Consider the following 17,723-nt stretch of genomic DNA (forward strand, 5'->3'; position numbering starts at 1 on the left):
CCAACTATACGTCCCCCCAACACGTGTGTTACGTCAGGGGCTGCTTACCCGGCAGCTCGTTCCCCGACCTGTAGAGGCGTCCGGCCTGCATCCCTGTCGAGCCGTACAACTCAGGAACGGTGACGAAGCTGTAACCCTTCCCGCGCAGCCTTTCGAGGATGTCCGGAACCGCGTCAACGGATTCCCGGTGGATGTCGTGCATGAGAATGATCGCACCTGGATGCGCCTGACGCACGGCAAGGTCCACGATGTCGCCGGCTTTCTCTTCGAGCTGATCCTTGGTGTCGACATCCCAGTTGACCAGCGAGATCCCCCTCTGGGCTGCGACGTCGCGCAGGACCTGGCTCACGGCCCCGTACGGCGGACGCAGAAGCGTCGGTTTCTGCCCGATGGCGGCCTCGATCGCGGCCTCGGTGTGCCCGACGGAGTCGACGATCTTGCTGGGCGCCTGCTTCGACAGGTCCTTGTGCGCCCAGCTGTGGTTGCCGACCAGATGCCCTTCGGCGCTCATCCTTCTGATCAGCTCGGGTTGGGCGGCGGCATTGACGCCGACCGTGAAGAACGTGGCCCTCGCCCGACTTTCCCGCAGAATGTCGAGCAACCTGCCGGTATAAGGGCCAGGCCCGTCGTCGAACGTCAACGCCACGCACTTGGCCTTGGCGCAGTCCACGGTCCCGGCCCGGTTGCTGGCAGCCGGCGGGATGCTCGCGGACGACGGGGGCATCGTCCCCGGCGCCATCTCGTACGGCGTCTCCGGCGTGCCGAGCGGCGCCCGCCCTTCCACGCTTTCCTGGGCCCGCCGCCCGAACACGGACAGCAGCGGCCGTACCTGCCGCTCCGGGACCGCCACGGCCAGCCGTCCCAGCGAGCACGGCCCGATCTGGCAGTCGTCGAACTCGACCACCAGGTCTCCGCCCCGGTTGAAGGCCATCGAGTCGAACTGGTCGCCCCGCGCCGTCACCCCGTCCCGCTCGACCTGCGACCCGCGCGTCTTGAGCTGCTCCCTCACCAGTCCCGCGAGGCGGTTCAGGGCGTTCTTGCCGTCGAGCAGCCCGCTGGACTCCACGGCCTTGCCGTCACGAGGGTCGAACCAGTACGTACGGGTGGAGTTGCCCCAGCTCGCGCCCAGGAACATGCCGGTGCGCAGCCGTACCGCGATCGCCTGGGAGGAGGCGGCGGCCAGCTGCCATTCCACGTTCAGCTCGGGCCGCGGGTAGGCGTAGGGGTCCGTGGTCCGTCCGCGGAATTCGCGCCACTGCTGCTCGGCCTGGGTGCGCAGGGTTTCGTTCAGCGCGGGGGCGTTCTTGAGCTCGGGGTAGTTGATGTGCACGTATCTGCCGCGGGTGGAGTGGCCCTCGGTCAGCGTTCTGGTGGACAGGCCGGCGATGGACGAGGGATCGACAAAGTCGATCATCGTCGGCTCTGCCGGGACCACGACGTTCCTCTCGGGAGAGGTGGCCAGCCCGCAGCCGGAGGCCGAGAGGGCCAGCAGAGCGATTCCGGAGAAGAATCGCTTTTTATACATGGATGTCAGGGTATGTCGGCGATCTTCCTGTTTACCTCGTTTTGGCATGATCACTCCCGAGGCTTTGACTGCGCTGGGTAACGAGGCCAAGACGCCTTCAAACTTTGACCACTTCACGGCCCCATCCCGCCCATAGCTTCCGGCCCGGGTCATGTGCTCGGGAACCCCGACTCCGCCCCAGCTTGCGGGCGTAACTCCGTGTGGGGTGTTTGCCCATGGTGTGTCGGGTTACGATCACGGCATGGACGGCTATTTCGGGTCATATGTACTCGTCGCCGCGCTACTCGCCATAGGCGTCGCCATCGTGGCCGGAGCCCTGATGGCCAACCGCCTCCTCCGCCCGACCCGTCCGACCCCGGAGAAGCTGACCACGTACGAGTGCGGGGTCGACCCGGTCGGTGAGGGCTGGGCGCAGTCGCAGGTCCGCTACTACGTCTTCACGTACCTGTACGTGGTGTTCGCGGTGGACGCCGTCTTCCTGTTCCCGTGGGCCACGGTCTTCGACGCCCCAGGCTACGGGCTGACGACGCTCGTGGAGATGTTCGTCTTCCTGGGCTTCATCGCCCTGGGCATCCTGTACGCCTGGCGCAAGCGCGTACTCACCTGGACCTAGCGTGCTTTCCTTTGCCTGACCTGCGATTCGCGTAAGAATGGACAGTATGGCAGCAACGAATCTCCCGATGCCCACGGTGGGCCCCGTCTCCAGGTTGGCGCCCAAGCCGATGCGCTTCGTGCTCAACTGGGGGAGGCGCTATTCGCTGTGGGTGTTCAACTTCGGGCTGGCCTGCTGCGCCATCGAGTTCATCGCGACCTCGACGAGCAGGCACGACTTCATCAGGTTCGGCGTGATCCCGTTCGCGAACGGCCCGCGCCAGGCCGACCTGATGATCGTCTCGGGCACGGTCACCGACAAGATGGCCCCAGCCGTGAAGCGCCTCTACGAGCAGATGCCCGACCCGAAGTACGTCATCTCGTTCGGCGCCTGCTCCAACACCGGCGGCCCGTACTGGGACTCCTATTGCGTGACCAACGGGGTTGACCAGATCATCCCGGTTGACGTCTATGTTCCTGGCTGCCCGCCCCGGCCCGAGGCTCTCCTTTACGGCATCATGAAGCTCCAGGAGAAGATCGCCGGAGAGAAGCTCAGCGACCGCTACGTGTGGTCCCGCTCTCACGCGGAGGACGCGTGAACCCGGAGGACCCCGCCGCCCGCCCGGCCCGCCGGCTTTCGGAGCGGTTCGGCGGCGACCGCGCCGAGATCTCGGAGTCGTACGGCGACACCACGGTCGACGTGGCGCCCACCGACTGGACAGAGCTCCTGACCTACGTCCGGGACGACCTCGGCTACGCGTTCTTCGACTGGCTGACCGGCGTCGACGACCCACCGGACTCCTTCGTCGTCGTGGCCCACGTCTACAACCCGGCCGCCGGCGAACGCCTGCTGCTCCGCACCCGCGTCCCGCGTGAGAACCCCCACCTCCCCAGCGCGGTAGGTGTCTACCGGGGCGCGAACTGGCACGAGCGCGAGACGTACGAGATGTTCGGCGTGATCTTCGACGACCACCCCAACCTCGTGCCGCTTCTCCTGCCTGACGGCTTCGAGGGCCACCCGCTCCGCAAGGATTTCATCCTCGCCGCCCGCGTGGCCAAGGCGTGGCCCGGCGCCAAGGAGCCCGGCGAATCGGGACATGGCGCCCCGAGCCGCCGCAAGACGCTTCCACCAGGAGTCCCAGCCGACTGGGGGCCGCCCGATGCTTGAAGTGGTGCTGAGCTTCGTCGTCATCCTCATCGTGTTCCTGGTGCTGCCGCTGATCATCGGGCAGACCGAGCACAAGGTCATGGCTCACATGCAGTCGCGGCTGGGCCCCATGTACGCGGGGCGCTTCCACGGCTGGGCGCAGCTCATCGCCGACGGGGTCAAGTTCGCGCAGAAGGAGGATGTCATCCCGGCCGCGGCCGACCGCCGCATCTTCATGATCGCCCCCGGCGTGGCGCTCGTCCCGTACCTGGTCGTGCTGATCGCCATCCCCATCGACCGCGGCCGCGTCGCCGTGAACCTCGACCTCGGCCTCTTCTTCGTCCTCGCCGTCATGGGCATCGGCGTCCTGGGCTCGATCATGGCCGGCTGGGCTTCGGGCAACAAATATTCGGTGCTCGGCGGCATGCGTTCGGCCGCCCAGCTCATGTCGTACGAGCTGCCGCTCGTGCTGGCGGCCTCCTCCGTCGCGATGGCTGCGGGCACGCTGTCGATCCCCGGCATCGTCGAGGCATGGCAGTGGTGGTGGTTGCCGTGGCAGGCGGTCGGCGGCGTCGTCTTCTTCCTGGCCGGGCTGGCTGAGCTGCGCCGTCCTCCGTTCGACATGCCGATCGCCGAGTCCGAGATCATCATGGGCCCGATGACCGAGTACACAGGCATGCGCTTCGCGCTGTTCATGCTCTCCGAGTACGTCGGGATCGTGGTCCTGTCGTTCCTGACCACCGTCCTGTTCCTGGGCGGCTGGCACGGCCCGTTCCTCCCGGGCTGGCTGTGGACCCTGGTCAAGGTCTTCCTGCTGTCGTTCGTCGTGATCTGGCTGCGCGTCACGTACCCCCGGCTCCGCGAGGACCAGCTCCAGAAACTCGCGTGGGCCGTCCTGGTCCCCCTGGCCCTGGCTCAATTGGCGCTGACCGGCGTCATCAAAGTCCTCATCTAGACCCGCGTCGTGTGTGGAAACTTTACGTTTCCCTTATTCGTCATACCTGCACAGGGGGCCTCTGGGGGATGACCGTTGAATCAACTCGTTCCATTAGCAGGCGCGACAAAAGGCGGCCGCTGCCCGCAAACCGTCCTGACGTCGGACGGCCGAACTCTTACCGTCACCGACGGTGCCTCGGGCCATTCCGTACGCGTGACACCCGCCAGCCTCTACCGCTACGACTGCCACCGGCAAACCAGCGGCAAGAAGGGCGAAACTCAGATCGTCCACGGCGTGGCGGCCCTGGACGCGGACGGCCTGGTCCTGCTCGACCTGCCAGGCGACTGGTATGGCCCCGACCTGGCGCACTTCGCCCATGTGGCCGGCATCCCGCTCGTGGACGCCCGCTCCCACTTCCCGGCTCGCGTACGTGCGGTCCTGGCGGGCCGCGCCCCCGGCTGGCAGCGCGTCCGCGGCCTCCCGCCGCCCTCGCCGGCCAAATGGCGCAAGCCGGTGGCCATTTGCGCGGGAGTCATCGGCATAGGGCTAATGGCCTACCTGGCGTCCCTGGGAATGTGGAGCGCCTGGCGCGGCCTCTCCTCAATAGGCCGATTTCTGCTGGACATTCTCGAAGCCAAATGGCTGATGGTGGCCTTCAGCCCTGCGCTGCTGGTCCTACGCCCCGTCTTCGCAAGGGTCCACCGCCGGCAGGTAAGAAGAGGCACGCTCCTGCTTTCAGCGAGCGGTTCAGCCCTCAAAGGCGCCTCCTCCAACAGACTCCAGATATTCCAAGGCCTCGACCTCGCGACCACCCTGCCCATGGGCGAATCCCCGGGCGAAGCCTTCGGTCTCCTCATCTACCGATATGAGGACCTGACCGGCCTGTTCATCCTGGACCGCCCCTGCCGCCCCCTCCACCATTTCCCGGGCCATTGGTCCCCGGAGGGCGCGCACCGCTTCGCGGAACGTCACGACCTCTTCCTGGCCGTACACAGCGTGTCACGCGAGGAGTACCTCGACCTCACCAAGGCCGCCGCCGAGGCCACCCCTTAACGCGTCAGTACCGCCCGCTGCGGACCCGGCCGCCCGATCGCCCACCGCGGCACCGAACACGGGTTCGGCCTAGGTCGTCGAGCAGACCTTTCCGACGGCTGCGCAGCCGCTGGGGGATCCGGTGTAGTGCGGCACGCGATCAGGTCGTCGCCGGACCGGTTCTGGGAAGGTCCTCAGCCTGACGCCCCGCAGAACGCCTTGGTGGCGATGCTCATGACTTCCTCGGTGGACGGGTTGCGGGTCGAGGGGTTGATCGACATCGTCATCGACTTGCCCGAGTCCGAGCGGAACGCGAACGTCAGGTACCCGATCAGCTCACCGCTGTGCCCCCACACCCTGCCGCACGGCAGCGTGTACGCTTGCAGGCCGAGGCCATAGGCGAATCCGGCTCCTGTCTCCACGGTCGTGCGCATGGCCCGCAGTGATGCGGCGCTGGTCAGCTTGCCGCTCAGCAAGGCGGACATGAACCGCTCCAGGTCCGCCGTGGTCGAGATCATCTCGCCCGCCGCCCAGTCGAGCGAGGGGTTCATCCGCGTCGCATCCACCAGGTGAGGCACCGGCTCGTACCCGTTGGCATGCGGCGACGGCACCCCCGCCCGGTCGCCCGGCACGATCGTGTGGCGCAGTCCCAGCGGGCGCAGAATGCGGCGCGTGACCTCCTCCCCGTAGGCCCTGCCGGTCAGCTTCTCAACCAGCAGCCCGAGCACCACGTAGTTGGTGTTGGAGTAGTGCCACGTGCCGTCATGGGGGAGCTTCTTGGCGAAGGCCACTTTGAGCAGTTCGCGCGGCTGATAGGAGCGAAACCGCGCATCTCCGCGCCACCGGTTGGTCGAGTATCCCGGCTCACTCATGTAGTCGTACAGATGGCTGGTGTGGTTGAGGAGCTGACGTACCGTGATGCGCTCCCCATTTGGTACCAGGCCCGGCAGGTGCCGGTCGATGGGATCGTCGAGCCGCACCTTGCCCTCGTCCACGAGCTGGAGCACCACGGTCGCCACGAATGTCTTGGTGACGCTCCCGATCCGGAAGTAACCGTTGGGCGAGGGCCGCCCACCGCGCTCGAGATCGCGCACTCCCACGGCGCCGGACCAGGCCCGGGGGCCGTCGGAGACCCGCGCCAGAGCGGCTGTCGCCCCCTTGCCCTCCACGATCTTCTCCAGTTCGGGGCGTACACCGTCTCCTTGGCCCCCCGCCGCAACGGTCACCGCTACCAGCACGTTCATCAGCGTCTGCATCATGGGCTCAACGCTAGGGACGGACAAGTCATGGCAGAATGCGGTGCTCCGCCCACTCGTCCTGCGGAAAACCACAGGAAGCAAGACTTCGGCGGGTTCTGCCCTTACCTCGGTGGTAATCGACGACTCGTGCCGCGGACCGAAAGAGTTTGCGGCATGAGTAGTGACACCCGTGACGTCGTGGAAGAGCTGCTGCGCAGGATGGCCGAGGGCGATCACCGTCGCACCGCGGAGTTGTTCGCCGAGCCGATCGACTGGCAGCTCGACTGGCCCGCTGAGGGGCATCCAGCGGTGCCGTGGATCCGGCCCCGGTCCAGCCGCGCCGACGTGACGGACCATTTCCGGTCACTGGAGGCCCATCACGTGCCCGAGCTGAACGGCACGTCGGTGAGGCAAATCCTGGTCGACGGGACACACGCCGTCGTATTTGGAGAGATCGTGCAGACGGTACGAGCCGGCGGTATCGCGTACACCTCACCGTTCGCGCTACACCTCACCGTCGAAGACGGGCTCATCACCCGCTACCACATCTACGAGGACAGCCTTACGGTCGCGCGAGCCCTCAGCGCACAGCACTGATCATTGCTCTCAGGAGTTCCAAGCGCCACCGATGCAACCCCAGCGCCACTCACCGAACCCCACCGCCACTCACACCGACCCCAGCGCCACGATCAACCCATGAGCCCCGACTCGGACAACGGCGCCGGCAGGGAGCCTCTCACTCACAACACCCACCAGCCCCAGGACCCGGGACCGACTCCGGAACTCCGGGAATCGCTCAATGCACGATCGCCAGCATCGCATCAGAAGCAGAAGGCCGATCCTCGGGACGCTTGTTCAGGCACGTCCCCACAACTCCCCGCAGCGCAGGCGGCAACGGCGATAAGTCCGGGTGAAAGGTGAGCACCCGGTTGAACACGGCAGGCACGGTGTCCTCCCCGAACGCCGGCCTCCCCGTGGCCGCGAACATGATCGTCACAGCCCAGCTGAACACATCGGAAGCCGGACCGACAGCCTCCCCGGTCAACTGCTCAGGCGACATGTACGGCGGCGTCCCGACCATCTTCCCCGACGTCATCATCGTCACCTGATCGAGCGCCCGGGCGATCCCGAAGTCGATCACGCGAGGCCCGTCGTTCCCGATCAGCACATTGCTCGGCTTGAAATCACGATGCACGATCCCCGCCTTGTGGATGGCCGCCAGCGCCCCGGCTGTGGATAACGCCAGCCGGGTCAGACTGTCCTCGTCGCGCGGCCCGTGCTTCTTGACGAGCTGCTCCAGCGAGGGCCCCTCCACGTATTCGCTGACGATGTAGGCATGCTGCCCGGAGATGTTCACGTCGAGCACGCGGGCTGTGGAAAACGTCGCCACTCGCCGAGCCACGTCCACCTCCCGCGCGAACCTGGCCCGCGCCGTCTCATCGACGAGATCGTGCAGCACCTTGACCGCCACCCGCGCCCCATTGGGCGCGGCAGCCAGATAAACCGCCCCTTGGCCCCCGCGCCCGAGCGACTGGAGCACCCGATAATGCCCGATCCACTCAGGCTCCCCGGGACGCCGCTGATGAGATCCGTGCTCTCCAGAAGGCCGCCGGTAGGGCTCAGACTCTCCGGGCCGCCGCCGATAGGACTCGGGTTGCCCGGCCCGCCGCGGATGGGACGCGGGCGCTCCGGGCTGCCGCTGGTAGGACTCGAACTGCTGATGACGCTGCTGATTGGAGGGTGCCGTGGTCCGCTGATGCAGATCCATGTGCGGCTGGCGCATCGGCCCCCCGAGAGCCGCCCAACGCCGCGCCCGCGCCATGGCGGGCACCAGGATTCCCGAATGGATGACCCCGCCGATCCAGCTGACCACCAGCCCGAGCGAGGCCAGCCCGGACAGCGGCTGAGGAATGTCCTCGAAGGTCTCGTACGCCAGCGCCGCGATCACGAACGAGCCGATGCAGACCAGATAAGCGGAAGCCGCGAAGACCTGCCAGATGCTCCGCAGCCAGAACGCCGCGAACCCGATCGTGAACGGGGTCGCCAGCCCGCACGTGAACAAGGGTAGGCAGGCCCACACGACGGCGGCCGCCCACGCCCCGCCACCGGGACGGACCTGATGGCTCTGCTGCATGGCCGAGAGACTATCGCCCCGCCACGGTTCATACCGGGCATGCGCACAGCTTGTGGATAACCTCCCGCTAACCTGTGGATGACTGTGGAAAAGCTGGGGACAACGCCCCCACTCGTTCACCTGCGAGGCGAGTTGGGTCATGATGTTGAACATGGCGCGGATACCGGGAGTCGGACTGGCAAAAGGGCTATCCATCACCCTTCGCCACATGCTGCGCAAATCTGTGACGCAGCAGTATCCCGAGGTCAAACCTGCCCTCCCACCCCGAAGCCGAGGCGTCATCGCCCTGGTCGAGGAAAACTGCACCTCTTGCATGCTCTGTGCCCGAGAGTGCCCCGACTGGTGCATCTACATCGACTCCCACAAGGAGACCATCCCGGCCCCTGAGGGCGGCCGCCCCCGCCAGCGCAACGTCCTCGACCGCTTCGCCATCGACTTCTCGTTGTGCATGTACTGCGGCATCTGCATCGAGGTGTGCCCCTTCGACGCCCTCTTCTGGTCCCCGGAGTTCGAGTACGCGGAAGGCGACATCCGCAACCTCATCCACGAAAAGGACAAGCTGGCCGCCTGGACCCAGACGGTCCCTCCACCTCCGGCCCACGACCCAGGCGCCGAACCCCCCAAGGAACTCACCGCCGCCCCCCGCCGCCCCGCGGCCGCCCGCACGCCAGGAGCCGCCAAGCCCACCCAAGCCCCACCATCGGGTACGGCAGACCGTCCTTCCACAAGGACCCCGCGGCCCACAACCAGCACGCGAGAACCAGAACCCACGCCAGAAGCGGAAGAGCGGGAAAGCGCGACCGCGTCACCGGAAACGCAAGGCGCCACAGGCACTGCAGGCACGCAGCCCACTCCAGACACTGGGGGGCCCACGGCAGGCACTGGTGAGACGATGCCCAAGGCCGGCCCTTCTCCGGCCGAGACCGCTGCCCAGGATGCGGGGCCCGCCGCAGACGCCCCCGAACCGGGTCCTGCCACCCCTTCAGGCCCTCAGGGCGGCCGCGGACGCCCACGCCGGCCGATGCAGAACGTACGGGGAATCCGTCCTCCAGGCGCCCTCCCGTCCTCCTCTGAGCACGAGACCCCCACATCCTCCGCCGAGGGCCGGCCGCCCAGCCGCTCCGCCTCACCGGGCGAGCCGACCCCCAGCCCTTCCGCCGAGCAGCCACCCCCGGGCACGGCTTCATCCACAGACCAGCCGTCCCCAGAAAAGTTGTCCACAGCCTCGGGCGCAGCGCAACCGGAGCCCGAGCCGGAGCAGCAAACTTCTGCCACGAGCCCCCGCAGACGCAGGATGGCCGATCCACGGTCCATCCGACCACCCGGGCGGCTCGGTCCTGACGAAACAGGGGAGTCCGAGGAGGAGTCGTGACCGAGGCAGTGCCCTCCTACCTGTCACCCACCGGGCAAGAGATCGTGTTCTTGCTGCTGGGCGCGGTAGCGGTTGGATCGGCGCTGCTTGTCGTCACGACCAAACAACTCGTCCACGCCGCCCTCTGGCTCGTGGTCTGTTTCGGCGCCCTGGCAGGCGGCTATCTCGTTCTGACCGCCGAGTTCGTCGCCTGGGTCCAGGTGCTGATCTACGTGGGCGCGGTGGTCGTGCTGCTGCTGTTCGGCATCATGCTCACCCGCGCTCCCATCGGCCGGTCCACAGACCTCGACAGCGGCAACCGCCTCGTCTCAGCCCTGGTGGCAGTGGCAACGGCAGCGACCCTCGTCACGGTAGTGATCGACGGATTCCGCACGGCGTACACACCGCTGCGCCCCGGCTCAGGGGCGGCAAAGGAGCTGGGCGCCAGCGTGTTCGCCACCTGGGTGCTGCCGTTCGAGGCCCTGTCGGTGCTCCTGCTCGCCGCCCTGATCGGCGCCATCGTACTGTCCCGCACCGATATCCCTGGAGGCTCACCACCTGACCGGACCGGCGGCAACTCGCCAGGCGACCGAACGGGAGCAAGCGCACCACCCCCCGAGACAGGGCACCGCTCGACAGCCGGCCAATCCGGCGACGCGGTGCCCGACGGGACCGGGGGTAATCCGCCGCCCGATCAGACCGGGGGTCATTAGTGCACATCGTCTACCCGGCGGTCGTCTCCGCGCTGCTCTTCTCTGTCGGCGTCTACGGCGTGCTCGCCCGGCGCAACACGATCCTCGTGCTGATGTCGGTCGAGTTGATGCTCAACGCCGTCAACCTCAACCTGGTCGCGTTCGACGTGTGGCTGGGCGACCGCCTGCACAGCGGCCAGGTCCTCACCCTCTTCGTCATCGTCATTGCAGCCGCCGAAGTGGGTCTGGGCCTGGCGATCGTGCTGGCGCTCTTCCGCAACCGCCGCACCGTCGACATAGACCTCCTCCGCGACCTCGCCGAGCCCGCCGACGACCCCCCGTCCTCTCCGACGGCACCGGTACGCAGCCACGCCGACGCCCAGGAACGTACGTCGGAGCCTGCCAGACTGCTCAACGATGCGGGCGAGCCGATCGAGGGCCGTCCGCGCGCCACGGGCGAGCGCAACGAGCACAACCACGACCGAACAGCCCCATCAGAACGGGCACAAAGCGAAGGCGGCCGCGGCGGCGAGCAGCCCGTCAAGCGAGGTGGCAGGCTATGACGACGTTCCCGCTCATCGCCGTGCTCCTGCCCTTCGTGGCCGCGGCCGCGGGCCTGCTGCTCTCCCGCCGGCCCCACCGGCGTCCCTCCGGCCCGGACGAGCGGGCCAACAGCAGGGCAGCCTGGATCGCCGTCCTCCCGACAGCCGTTTCAGCGGTCCTCGCCGCCTGGCTCGCCTGGGGTCCGGGCTTCGCCTTCCTCAACGGCGTCACCACCTCCCCACCCACAGGCCAGACGTACGGCACGATCGTCACCGGCGGCATCCCGATCACGCTCATCCTGCAGGCCGACAACCTGTCGAGCATCCTCGGCGTCCTGGTGACCCTCGTCGCCCTGGCCGTGCAGGTCTACTCGGTCGGCTACCTCAAAGACGACCCGCGCTACCCCTCCTACAGCGCGTTCATCAGCCTGTTCACCAGCGCCATGCTCCTGGTGGTCTACGCGGGCGACCTCCTGGTCCTCTACGTGGGCTGGGAGATCATGGGCCTCTGCTCGTACCTCCTCATCGGCCATTGGTGGGAAGACCGGAGCAATTCGCGCGCGGCGATCAAGGCGTTCCTCGTCACCCGCCTGGGCGACGTCGGTTTCCTCTTCGGCATCTTCGTACTCGGCCTGGCGGCGGGCAGCTTCCGCGTCAGCGACGTGCTGGAGAAGGTGCCGGACATGTCCACGACCACGCTCGTGACCGCCACGATGCTCCTCCTGGCCGGGGTGGCCGGCAAGAGCGCGCAGGTCCCGCTGCACACGTGGCTCCCCGATGCGATGGCGGGCCCGACGCCGATCAGCGCCCTGATCCATGCCGCCACCATGGTCGCCGCCGGAATCTTCATCGTGGCCAGGCTGTTCCCGGCGTTCCTCGCCGCCAGGCCCACGCTCGACGTGCTCGCCGTCATCGCGGCCCTCGGCATGCTGGGCGCCGCCCTGGCCGCGCTGGCCCAGGACGACCTGAAACGCGTGCTCGCCTACTCCACGATCAGCCAGCTCGCGTACATGGCGGGCGGTCTGGCCGCGGGCTCGGACACGGCGGCCATCTTCCACCTGCTGACGCACGGCGCGTTCAAGGCCCTGTTGTTCCTCTGCGCGGGCGCGGTGATCCACCACGTCGGCTCCAACCTTATGACCCAGATGGGGGGCCTGCGCCGCGAGCTGCCGGTGACGTTCGTGACGATGACGATAGGTTTCGCCGCGTTGATGGGCATCCCTCCGGCCAGCGGTTTCTTCAGCAAGGACGGCATCCTGCTGGCCATGGACGGCGCCCTGTCCAAGGGGAGCCTGACGGACGCGGCCGCCCTCCTCCTGTACGGGAGCGCGCTCGCCACCGTGGCCGTCACCGGCGCGTACGCCACCAGGGCATGGCTGCGCACGTTCTTCGGCGAGGCGCGGGCCGTGGCGCTCCCGGAGCCGGCGCCAGGCATGGCCCACGTCATGGACGTCACCGAGGCCCCACGCACGATGCTCGTGCCCGTCATCATCCTCGCCGTCCCCGCCCTGCTGCTGGGCTTCGCCGGGGAGCTGCACCTGGACCTCGGTGTGGCGGCCATCAGCGTCGTGCTGGCCGTGCTGGGCGCCGGGATCGTGTACGCGTTCTGGCGCAGCGACCCCGTCGCGGACCCGGCCCGGCTGCTGGGGCCGCTGAGGGCGCCGTGCGAGCGAGCGTTCTACGTGGACGGCCTTTACGCCACGCTGTTCGTACGCCCGATCCTGGCGCTGTCCAGGCTCGTGGTCAGAACGGACGACGTGGTCGTGGACGGGGCGGTGCGCGGGTCCGGCAAGTCGGCGCGCGGATTGTCCGGAGTGCTACGACTGGCCCAGAACGGCAACGTCCAGCTCTACGTGAGCGGCGTGCTGGCCGGTGTCCTGCTGATCGCGGTGGGGGCGGTGGTGTTCGCATGATGGGCTGGCTTACTGTCGCGCTGCTGGCCGTGCCGTTGCTCGGGGCGCTCCTGCTCCTCCTCGCGCCGCACCGGCTCCGCCCCCTGCTGCACACGTACGGGCTGGCCCTGTCGGGCCTCACGCTGGCGCTCGCCGTCCTGCTGGCGGCGACGTTCGACTACGGCCAGGGCGCACGGCTGCAGTTCGAGGTGGACCGGCCGTGGATCCCGGGACTGGGCCTGCGCTTCCACCTCGGCGTCGACGGGATCTCCCTGCCGCTGATCACACTGACGGCCCTGCTGACGTTCCTGTGCTTCGTCTATCTGTGCTGGGGCGGCGCGCGGCGGGAGTTCGTGAGGGCGAGGCCGAGGGCGCTGGTGTTCACGCTGCTCGTGCTCGAAGTAGGCATGATCGGTACGTTCCTCGCCCTCGACCTGCTGCTCTTCTTCGTGTTCTTCGAGATCGTCCTCGTCCCGATGTACTTCCTGATCGGCATCTGGGGCGGCGAGGGGCGCAGGGCGGCGTCGATCAAGTTCATCCTGTACACGCTGCTCGGCTCGGTCGTGATGCTCCTCGGCCTACTGCTCGTGTGGGCACAGACCGGCACGCTCGACATCGAGGCGCTGAGCGCGGCCCACGGCGCCGGTATGCCCAGATCCGTGCAGGTCCTGGCGTTCGTGGCGATCGGCATCGGCCTGGCGGTGAAGACCCCCATGTGGCCGCTGCACACATGGCTGCCCGACGCCCACACGGAGGCCCCCACCGCGGGCTCGGTGCTGCTCGCCGGGGTCCTGCTGAAGATGGGCACGTACGGCTTCGCCAGGATCGCCATCCCCATCCTCCCCGAGGGGGCGGCGGTGGTGGCACCGTGGCTGGGTGCGTTCGCCGTGGTGGGCATCGTCTACGGCGCTCTGGCCTGCCTCGCCCAGCGCGACCTCAAACGCATGATCGCCTACTCGTCGGTCGGTCACATGGGCTTCGTCCTGCTGGGGTTCGCCACGCTGACCCCGGTGGGCATCAACGGCGCCCTCTTCGCGAACGTCGCCCACGGCCTGATCACCGGCCTGCTGTTCTTCCTGGCCGGCGCGATCAAGGACCGCTACCATACCGCCGACATGCCTTCGCTGGGTGGCGGCATGCTGGGGACGCTGCCGCGCCTGGGGTCGGTGCTCACGTTCGCGGCGATCGCCTCGCTGGGGCTGCCGGGGCTGGCCGGGTTCTGGGGCGAGATGCTGGCGCTGTTCGGGGCGTTCCAACCGGCGAACGGACTGCCGCGCGCGCTGTTCCTGACGTACATGGTGATCGGGGGACTGGGCGCGGTCCTGACGGCCGCGTACTTCGTCGTCATGCTGTCCCGCGTCACCCATGGCCGGCCCCAGGAAGTCACCAGGGGACACGCCGGCGTGCGAACGCCTGGCGGAGGCGCGGACGTCCTGCCGGACGGGGGGCCGTGGGAGGGCATCACCCCCGACGAACGCCCCGTCGTACCTCTCGGCTCGCCGGAGAAGCGCTCTGCGACGGCCACCCTGGAGCCGAGCCCGGCGCCGGTGCCCTCGGGCGACGTGCACGAGCCGGCAGCCGGCGGCGAGCCCCTAGGCGATGCCGGATCCGCGCGCGGCGGCGCTCTTTCGGGCGATACCGGGTCCGGGAGGGATGGCGGGCCCTTGGGCGGCGCCCGACGGGTGATGGATGACATCAGGAGCTACGAGCTGCTGGCATGGACGCCGCTGGTGGTCCTGATCCTGCTCTTCGGGCTCTGGCCCGGGCTCCTCCTGTCGCTCACCACACCGGCCGTCCAGACCCTGCTGGGAGCCGCCTCATGATCCAGCAGATCGATTATTTCGTGATCGCGCCTCCGTTGGCGCTCGCGCTGGTGGCCGGGCTGGTGCTGATGCTGGACGCGTTCCTCCCGGCTCGCCCCCGCACGAAGACCGTGCTGGGACTGGTCACGCTGGCAGGCGTCCTAGTCTCTTTGGGCCTCGTCGTCACCCAGGCGATCAAGGGTGGCCGGCCGCAGTCGACTTTCTGCGTTCCACCCGACCTCGCTGGACCTGCCCGGCTGTGCTCCTTCGTGGCGGACCGGTTCACGCTGGTGTTCGCGGGCATGGTGCTCGTCGCGGCCGTGGTGATCGTACTGATGTCGATGACCGAGCTGGTGGCCGGCGGCATCCCGGTCGGAGAGTGGTACTTCCTGCTCCTCTGCACCCTCGTCGGCGCGGTGACACTGCCCGCGTCCCGAGACTTGATCATGCTCGTGGTGGCGCTCGAACTGGTCTCGCTCCCGGTCTTCGCCCTCACCGCGATGAAGCGGTACGACGGCCGCTCCTCCGAGGCCGCCGTGAAGCTCTTCGTCGTGTCCGTCGTGTCGACGGCCGTCATGCTGTTCGGCGTGTCGCTTCTGTACGGCATCGCGGGCACGGTCTACCTGTCCCGCCTGGCGGCCGTGTTCAGCGGCCAGGCCCCGGCGCCCGGCGTGGCGGAGAGTGCGGCGCTGGCGACCGGCCAGGACCTCCCCGCCGTCGGCACGGTCGGCGTCGTTCTGGTGGTGGCGGGGTTCGCCTTCAAGATCGCCGCGGTGCCGTTCCACTCCTGGGCAGCCGACGTCTACCAGGGTGCTCCCGTCCCGGTGGCCGCGCTGCTCTCGGTGATCTCCAAGGCGGCCGGGTTCGCGGGGCTGATTCTCGTGCTGGTCACCGGACTGTCCGGGCAGGCCGCCACCTGGGCGCCCATCGTGGGGATCATCGCCGCGTTGACCATGACCGCAGGCAATCTGCTCGCCATGCGCCAACGCTCCGCCGTACGCCTGCTGGCCTGGTCCTCCGTCGCGCAGTCCGGCTACATCCTGGCGCCCCTGGCAGTGACGGCCACGGCGCAGGCCGGGCCCGCCGCCGCGGTCACCTCGGCCGTGCCCCCGGAGACCGTGGCCACGGGGGCGATCGGCGCCTCCATGGCGTACCTGGTCATCTACGCCGCCATGAACCTCGGTGCGTTCGCGGTGGTCATGCTCGTCTCCAGAACCGCCACCCGCAACGAGCTCGACGACTACCGCGGCCTGGCGTTCCGGCGCCCGGCGGCAGGGCTTGCGCTCGCGTTCTGCCTGGTCTGCCTGGCAGGTCTCCCACCGGGCCTGGCCGGGCTCTTCGCGAAGGTGTTCGTCTTCCGCGAGATCATCGAAGGTGGCTCGGGCTGGCTGGCACTGATCATGGCCGTCAACACCGTGATCGGCCTCTACTACTACGCCGTCTGGACGGCACGCCTCTTCACCCCGGCAGGAGCGACGGCACCAACCCAGCACCGGCCGCCTCCGGCGACGTGGCTGGCCATAGGCCTCGCCCTGGTGGCGGCAGTCCTGTTCTCGATCGCCCCACAGCTGGTCCTGGACATGACCTCCTTCTCAGCCTTCGGTTAGGGCCCGAACCAGACGCAGGAGAAAGCCGCACCCGTCTGGGACCCCTGAGCAGGAAGAGAAACCGAGCCTCGGAGGTCGCGCTGCGCCCCCGATCGAGCACGGCGCGATACGAGCGAGGGACGGTTGGGGAACGAAGGACCGGGTCATCATCGTTGGACCAGGTGAACCCAGACCACGAAGGGGGGAGCCTTGCACCACAACGGTCTGCGCACCGCCGTTCTGCTCGGCGGCCTGTCGGCGCTGATTGTCGCGGCGGGCGCGTGGTTGGGCGGCGGCGCCGGTGTGCAGATCGCGCTCGTGCTGGCTCTGGCGAGCAACGGCATCGCCTACTTCTTCTCCGACCGCATCGCTCTTTCGGCCATGCGTGCCAGGCCGGTCAGCGAGGTCGAGCAGCCCATGCTCTACCGGATCGTGCGAGAGCTCTCCACCGAGGCACGCCAGCCGATGCCACGCCTGTACATCTCGCCGACGGTGCAGCCGAACGCGTTCGCGACGGGTAGAAGCCCTCGCCAGGCCGCGGTGTGCGTGACGTACGGCCTGACCAAGCTGCTCGACGAGGCGGAGCTGCGCGGAGTGATCGGGCACGAGCTGTCACACGTATACAACCGGGATATCCTCGTCTCCTCTGTGGCCGGCGCGCTGGCTACGATGATCACCTGGCTCAGCTACGTGGCCGTGTTCTTCGGCGGCTCGGACGACGACGAGGGTCCAGGGTTCGTGGGTGCGCTGCTGATGATGGTGCTCGGACCGGTGGCGGCTGGGATGGTGCAGATGGCGATCTCCCGGACAAGGGAGTTCCAGGCCGACGAATCGGGTGCCAGGCTCACCGGCGACCCGCTCGCCCTGGCCTCGGCGCTCCGCAAGATCGAGATGGGCGCCCGCAGGCTTCCGCTCCCCGAGAACAGCCGCCTGACCTCCGCCTCCCACATGATGATCGCGAACCCGTTCAGCGGCTCCGGCTTCGGCCGCCTGTTCTCCACGCACCCGCCCACGTCCGAGCGGGTCGCCCGCCTCGAGCGCATGGCCGGCTACCGCCGCTGATCACATGCGCCGATTAACCAAGGCGGAGCGGAGGCTCTGGAACGCGTTCCCCACCGGCGAAACCGTCGAGCTGGGCCCGTTCCAGATCGGGACCAGCCGCACTGCCGGGGCGAACGCACCCGCGGACGGCCACACCTGGGGCCGCGAACGCTCGATCAGGGCCGAGGTGATCGCTCAGTTGCTGCTCGGTGC

General features: G+C 68.2%; 16 protein-coding genes and 1 pseudogene. 14 read left to right on the forward strand and 3 right to left on the reverse strand.

What is annotated here, in order from left to right:
- Positions 1-28: 28 nt before the first annotated feature.
- Positions 29-1,525 carry a polysaccharide deacetylase family protein gene (locus tag AB0J09_RS08215; RefSeq protein WP_360687080.1) on the reverse strand — a complete coding sequence of 499 codons (1,497 nt, stop codon included), beginning with the start codon at positions 1,523-1,525 and terminating at the stop codon, positions 29-31.
- Positions 1,526-1,766: 241 nt separating this feature from the next.
- On the opposite strand from AB0J09_RS08215, the gene ndhC reads away from it, so the two are divergent.
- From ndhC to AB0J09_RS08240, 5 genes are all read left to right on the forward strand, one after another.
- Positions 1,767-2,138: an NADH-quinone oxidoreductase subunit A gene (gene ndhC / locus AB0J09_RS08220; RefSeq protein WP_344998413.1), complete on the forward strand. Its 372-nt coding sequence runs from the start codon at positions 1,767-1,769 to the stop codon at positions 2,136-2,138.
- 109 nt (positions 2,139-2,247) lie between these two features.
- Positions 2,248-2,715: an NADH-quinone oxidoreductase subunit B family protein gene (locus tag AB0J09_RS08225; protein ID WP_345002214.1), complete on the forward strand. Its 468-nt coding sequence runs from the start codon at positions 2,248-2,250 to the stop codon at positions 2,713-2,715.
- On the forward strand, positions 2,712-3,284 hold the full coding sequence (locus AB0J09_RS08230; protein ID WP_360687083.1) for an NADH-quinone oxidoreductase subunit C: 573 nt from the start codon (positions 2,712-2,714) through the stop codon (positions 3,282-3,284). The genes AB0J09_RS08225 and AB0J09_RS08230 overlap by 4 nt, the downstream gene beginning before the upstream one ends.
- Positions 3,277-4,218: an NADH-quinone oxidoreductase subunit NuoH gene (gene nuoH, locus AB0J09_RS08235; RefSeq protein ID WP_360687086.1), complete on the forward strand. Its 942-nt coding sequence runs from the start codon at positions 3,277-3,279 to the stop codon at positions 4,216-4,218. The genes AB0J09_RS08230 and nuoH overlap by 8 nt, the downstream gene beginning before the upstream one ends.
- Before the next feature lie 195 nt (positions 4,219-4,413).
- Positions 4,414-5,253, forward strand: a complete 840-nt coding sequence (locus AB0J09_RS08240; RefSeq protein WP_360687089.1) for a hypothetical protein — start codon at positions 4,414-4,416, stop codon at positions 5,251-5,253.
- 173 nt (positions 5,254-5,426) lie between these two features.
- Here AB0J09_RS08240 and AB0J09_RS08245 read toward each other — a convergent pair whose 3' ends face one another.
- Complete coding sequence (locus AB0J09_RS08245; protein ID WP_360687092.1) at positions 5,427-6,491, reverse strand: serine hydrolase domain-containing protein; 1,065 nt, start codon at positions 6,489-6,491, stop codon at positions 5,427-5,429.
- Positions 6,492-6,644: 153 nt separating this feature from the next.
- Here AB0J09_RS08245 and AB0J09_RS08250 point away from each other — a divergent pair, with 153 nt between their 5' ends.
- Positions 6,645-7,067 carry a nuclear transport factor 2 family protein gene (locus tag AB0J09_RS08250; RefSeq protein WP_360687095.1) on the forward strand — a complete coding sequence of 141 codons (423 nt, stop codon included), beginning with the start codon at positions 6,645-6,647 and terminating at the stop codon, positions 7,065-7,067.
- Between the two features lie 199 nt (positions 7,068-7,266).
- On the opposite strand, the gene AB0J09_RS08255 is transcribed toward AB0J09_RS08250, so the two are convergent.
- Complete coding sequence (locus AB0J09_RS08255) at positions 7,267-8,757, reverse strand: serine/threonine-protein kinase (protein ID WP_360687098.1); 1,491 nt, start codon at positions 8,755-8,757, stop codon at positions 7,267-7,269.
- 160 nt (positions 8,758-8,917) lie between these two features.
- On the opposite strand from AB0J09_RS08255, the gene AB0J09_RS08260 reads away from it, so the two are divergent.
- The 8 genes and pseudogenes from AB0J09_RS08260 to AB0J09_RS08295 form a co-directional block, all read left to right on the forward strand.
- Positions 8,918-9,976: a 4Fe-4S binding protein gene (locus AB0J09_RS08260; protein ID WP_360687116.1), complete on the forward strand. Its 1,059-nt coding sequence runs from the start codon at positions 8,918-8,920 to the stop codon at positions 9,974-9,976.
- Positions 9,973-10,668: an NADH-quinone oxidoreductase subunit J gene (locus AB0J09_RS08265; protein WP_360687101.1), complete on the forward strand. Its 696-nt coding sequence runs from the start codon at positions 9,973-9,975 to the stop codon at positions 10,666-10,668. The genes AB0J09_RS08260 and AB0J09_RS08265 overlap by 4 nt, the downstream gene beginning before the upstream one ends.
- Positions 10,668-10,958 (forward strand): annotated as a pseudogene (nuoK, locus tag AB0J09_RS08270) (NADH-quinone oxidoreductase subunit NuoK); the annotation flags it as partial. The gene AB0J09_RS08265 and the pseudogene nuoK, both read left to right, overlap by 1 nt.
- Before the next feature lie 248 nt (positions 10,959-11,206).
- Positions 11,207-13,102, forward strand: a complete 1,896-nt coding sequence (locus AB0J09_RS08275) for an NADH-quinone oxidoreductase subunit L (protein WP_360687104.1) — start codon at positions 11,207-11,209, stop codon at positions 13,100-13,102.
- Positions 13,102-14,904 (forward strand): NADH-quinone oxidoreductase subunit M, encoded by a 1,803-nt coding sequence (locus AB0J09_RS08280; RefSeq protein ID WP_360687119.1) that lies wholly within the window; start codon positions 13,102-13,104, stop codon positions 14,902-14,904. The genes AB0J09_RS08275 and AB0J09_RS08280 overlap by 1 nt, the downstream gene beginning before the upstream one ends.
- On the forward strand, positions 14,901-16,490 hold the full coding sequence (locus tag AB0J09_RS08285) for an NADH-quinone oxidoreductase subunit N (RefSeq protein WP_360687107.1): 1,590 nt from the start codon (positions 14,901-14,903) through the stop codon (positions 16,488-16,490). The genes AB0J09_RS08280 and AB0J09_RS08285 overlap by 4 nt, the downstream gene beginning before the upstream one ends.
- Positions 16,491-16,679: 189 nt before the next feature.
- Positions 16,680-17,531: a zinc metalloprotease HtpX gene (gene htpX / locus AB0J09_RS08290; protein WP_360687110.1), complete on the forward strand. Its 852-nt coding sequence runs from the start codon at positions 16,680-16,682 to the stop codon at positions 17,529-17,531.
- Positions 17,532-17,535: 4 nt separating this feature from the next.
- Positions 17,536-17,723: hypothetical protein (locus AB0J09_RS08295; RefSeq protein ID WP_360687113.1), on the forward strand; the 188-nt coding region annotated here is incomplete at its 3' end.

Source organism: Nonomuraea sp. NPDC049784 (assembly GCF_040659615.1).
GTDB lineage: Bacteria > Actinomycetota > Actinomycetes > Streptosporangiales > Streptosporangiaceae > Nonomuraea.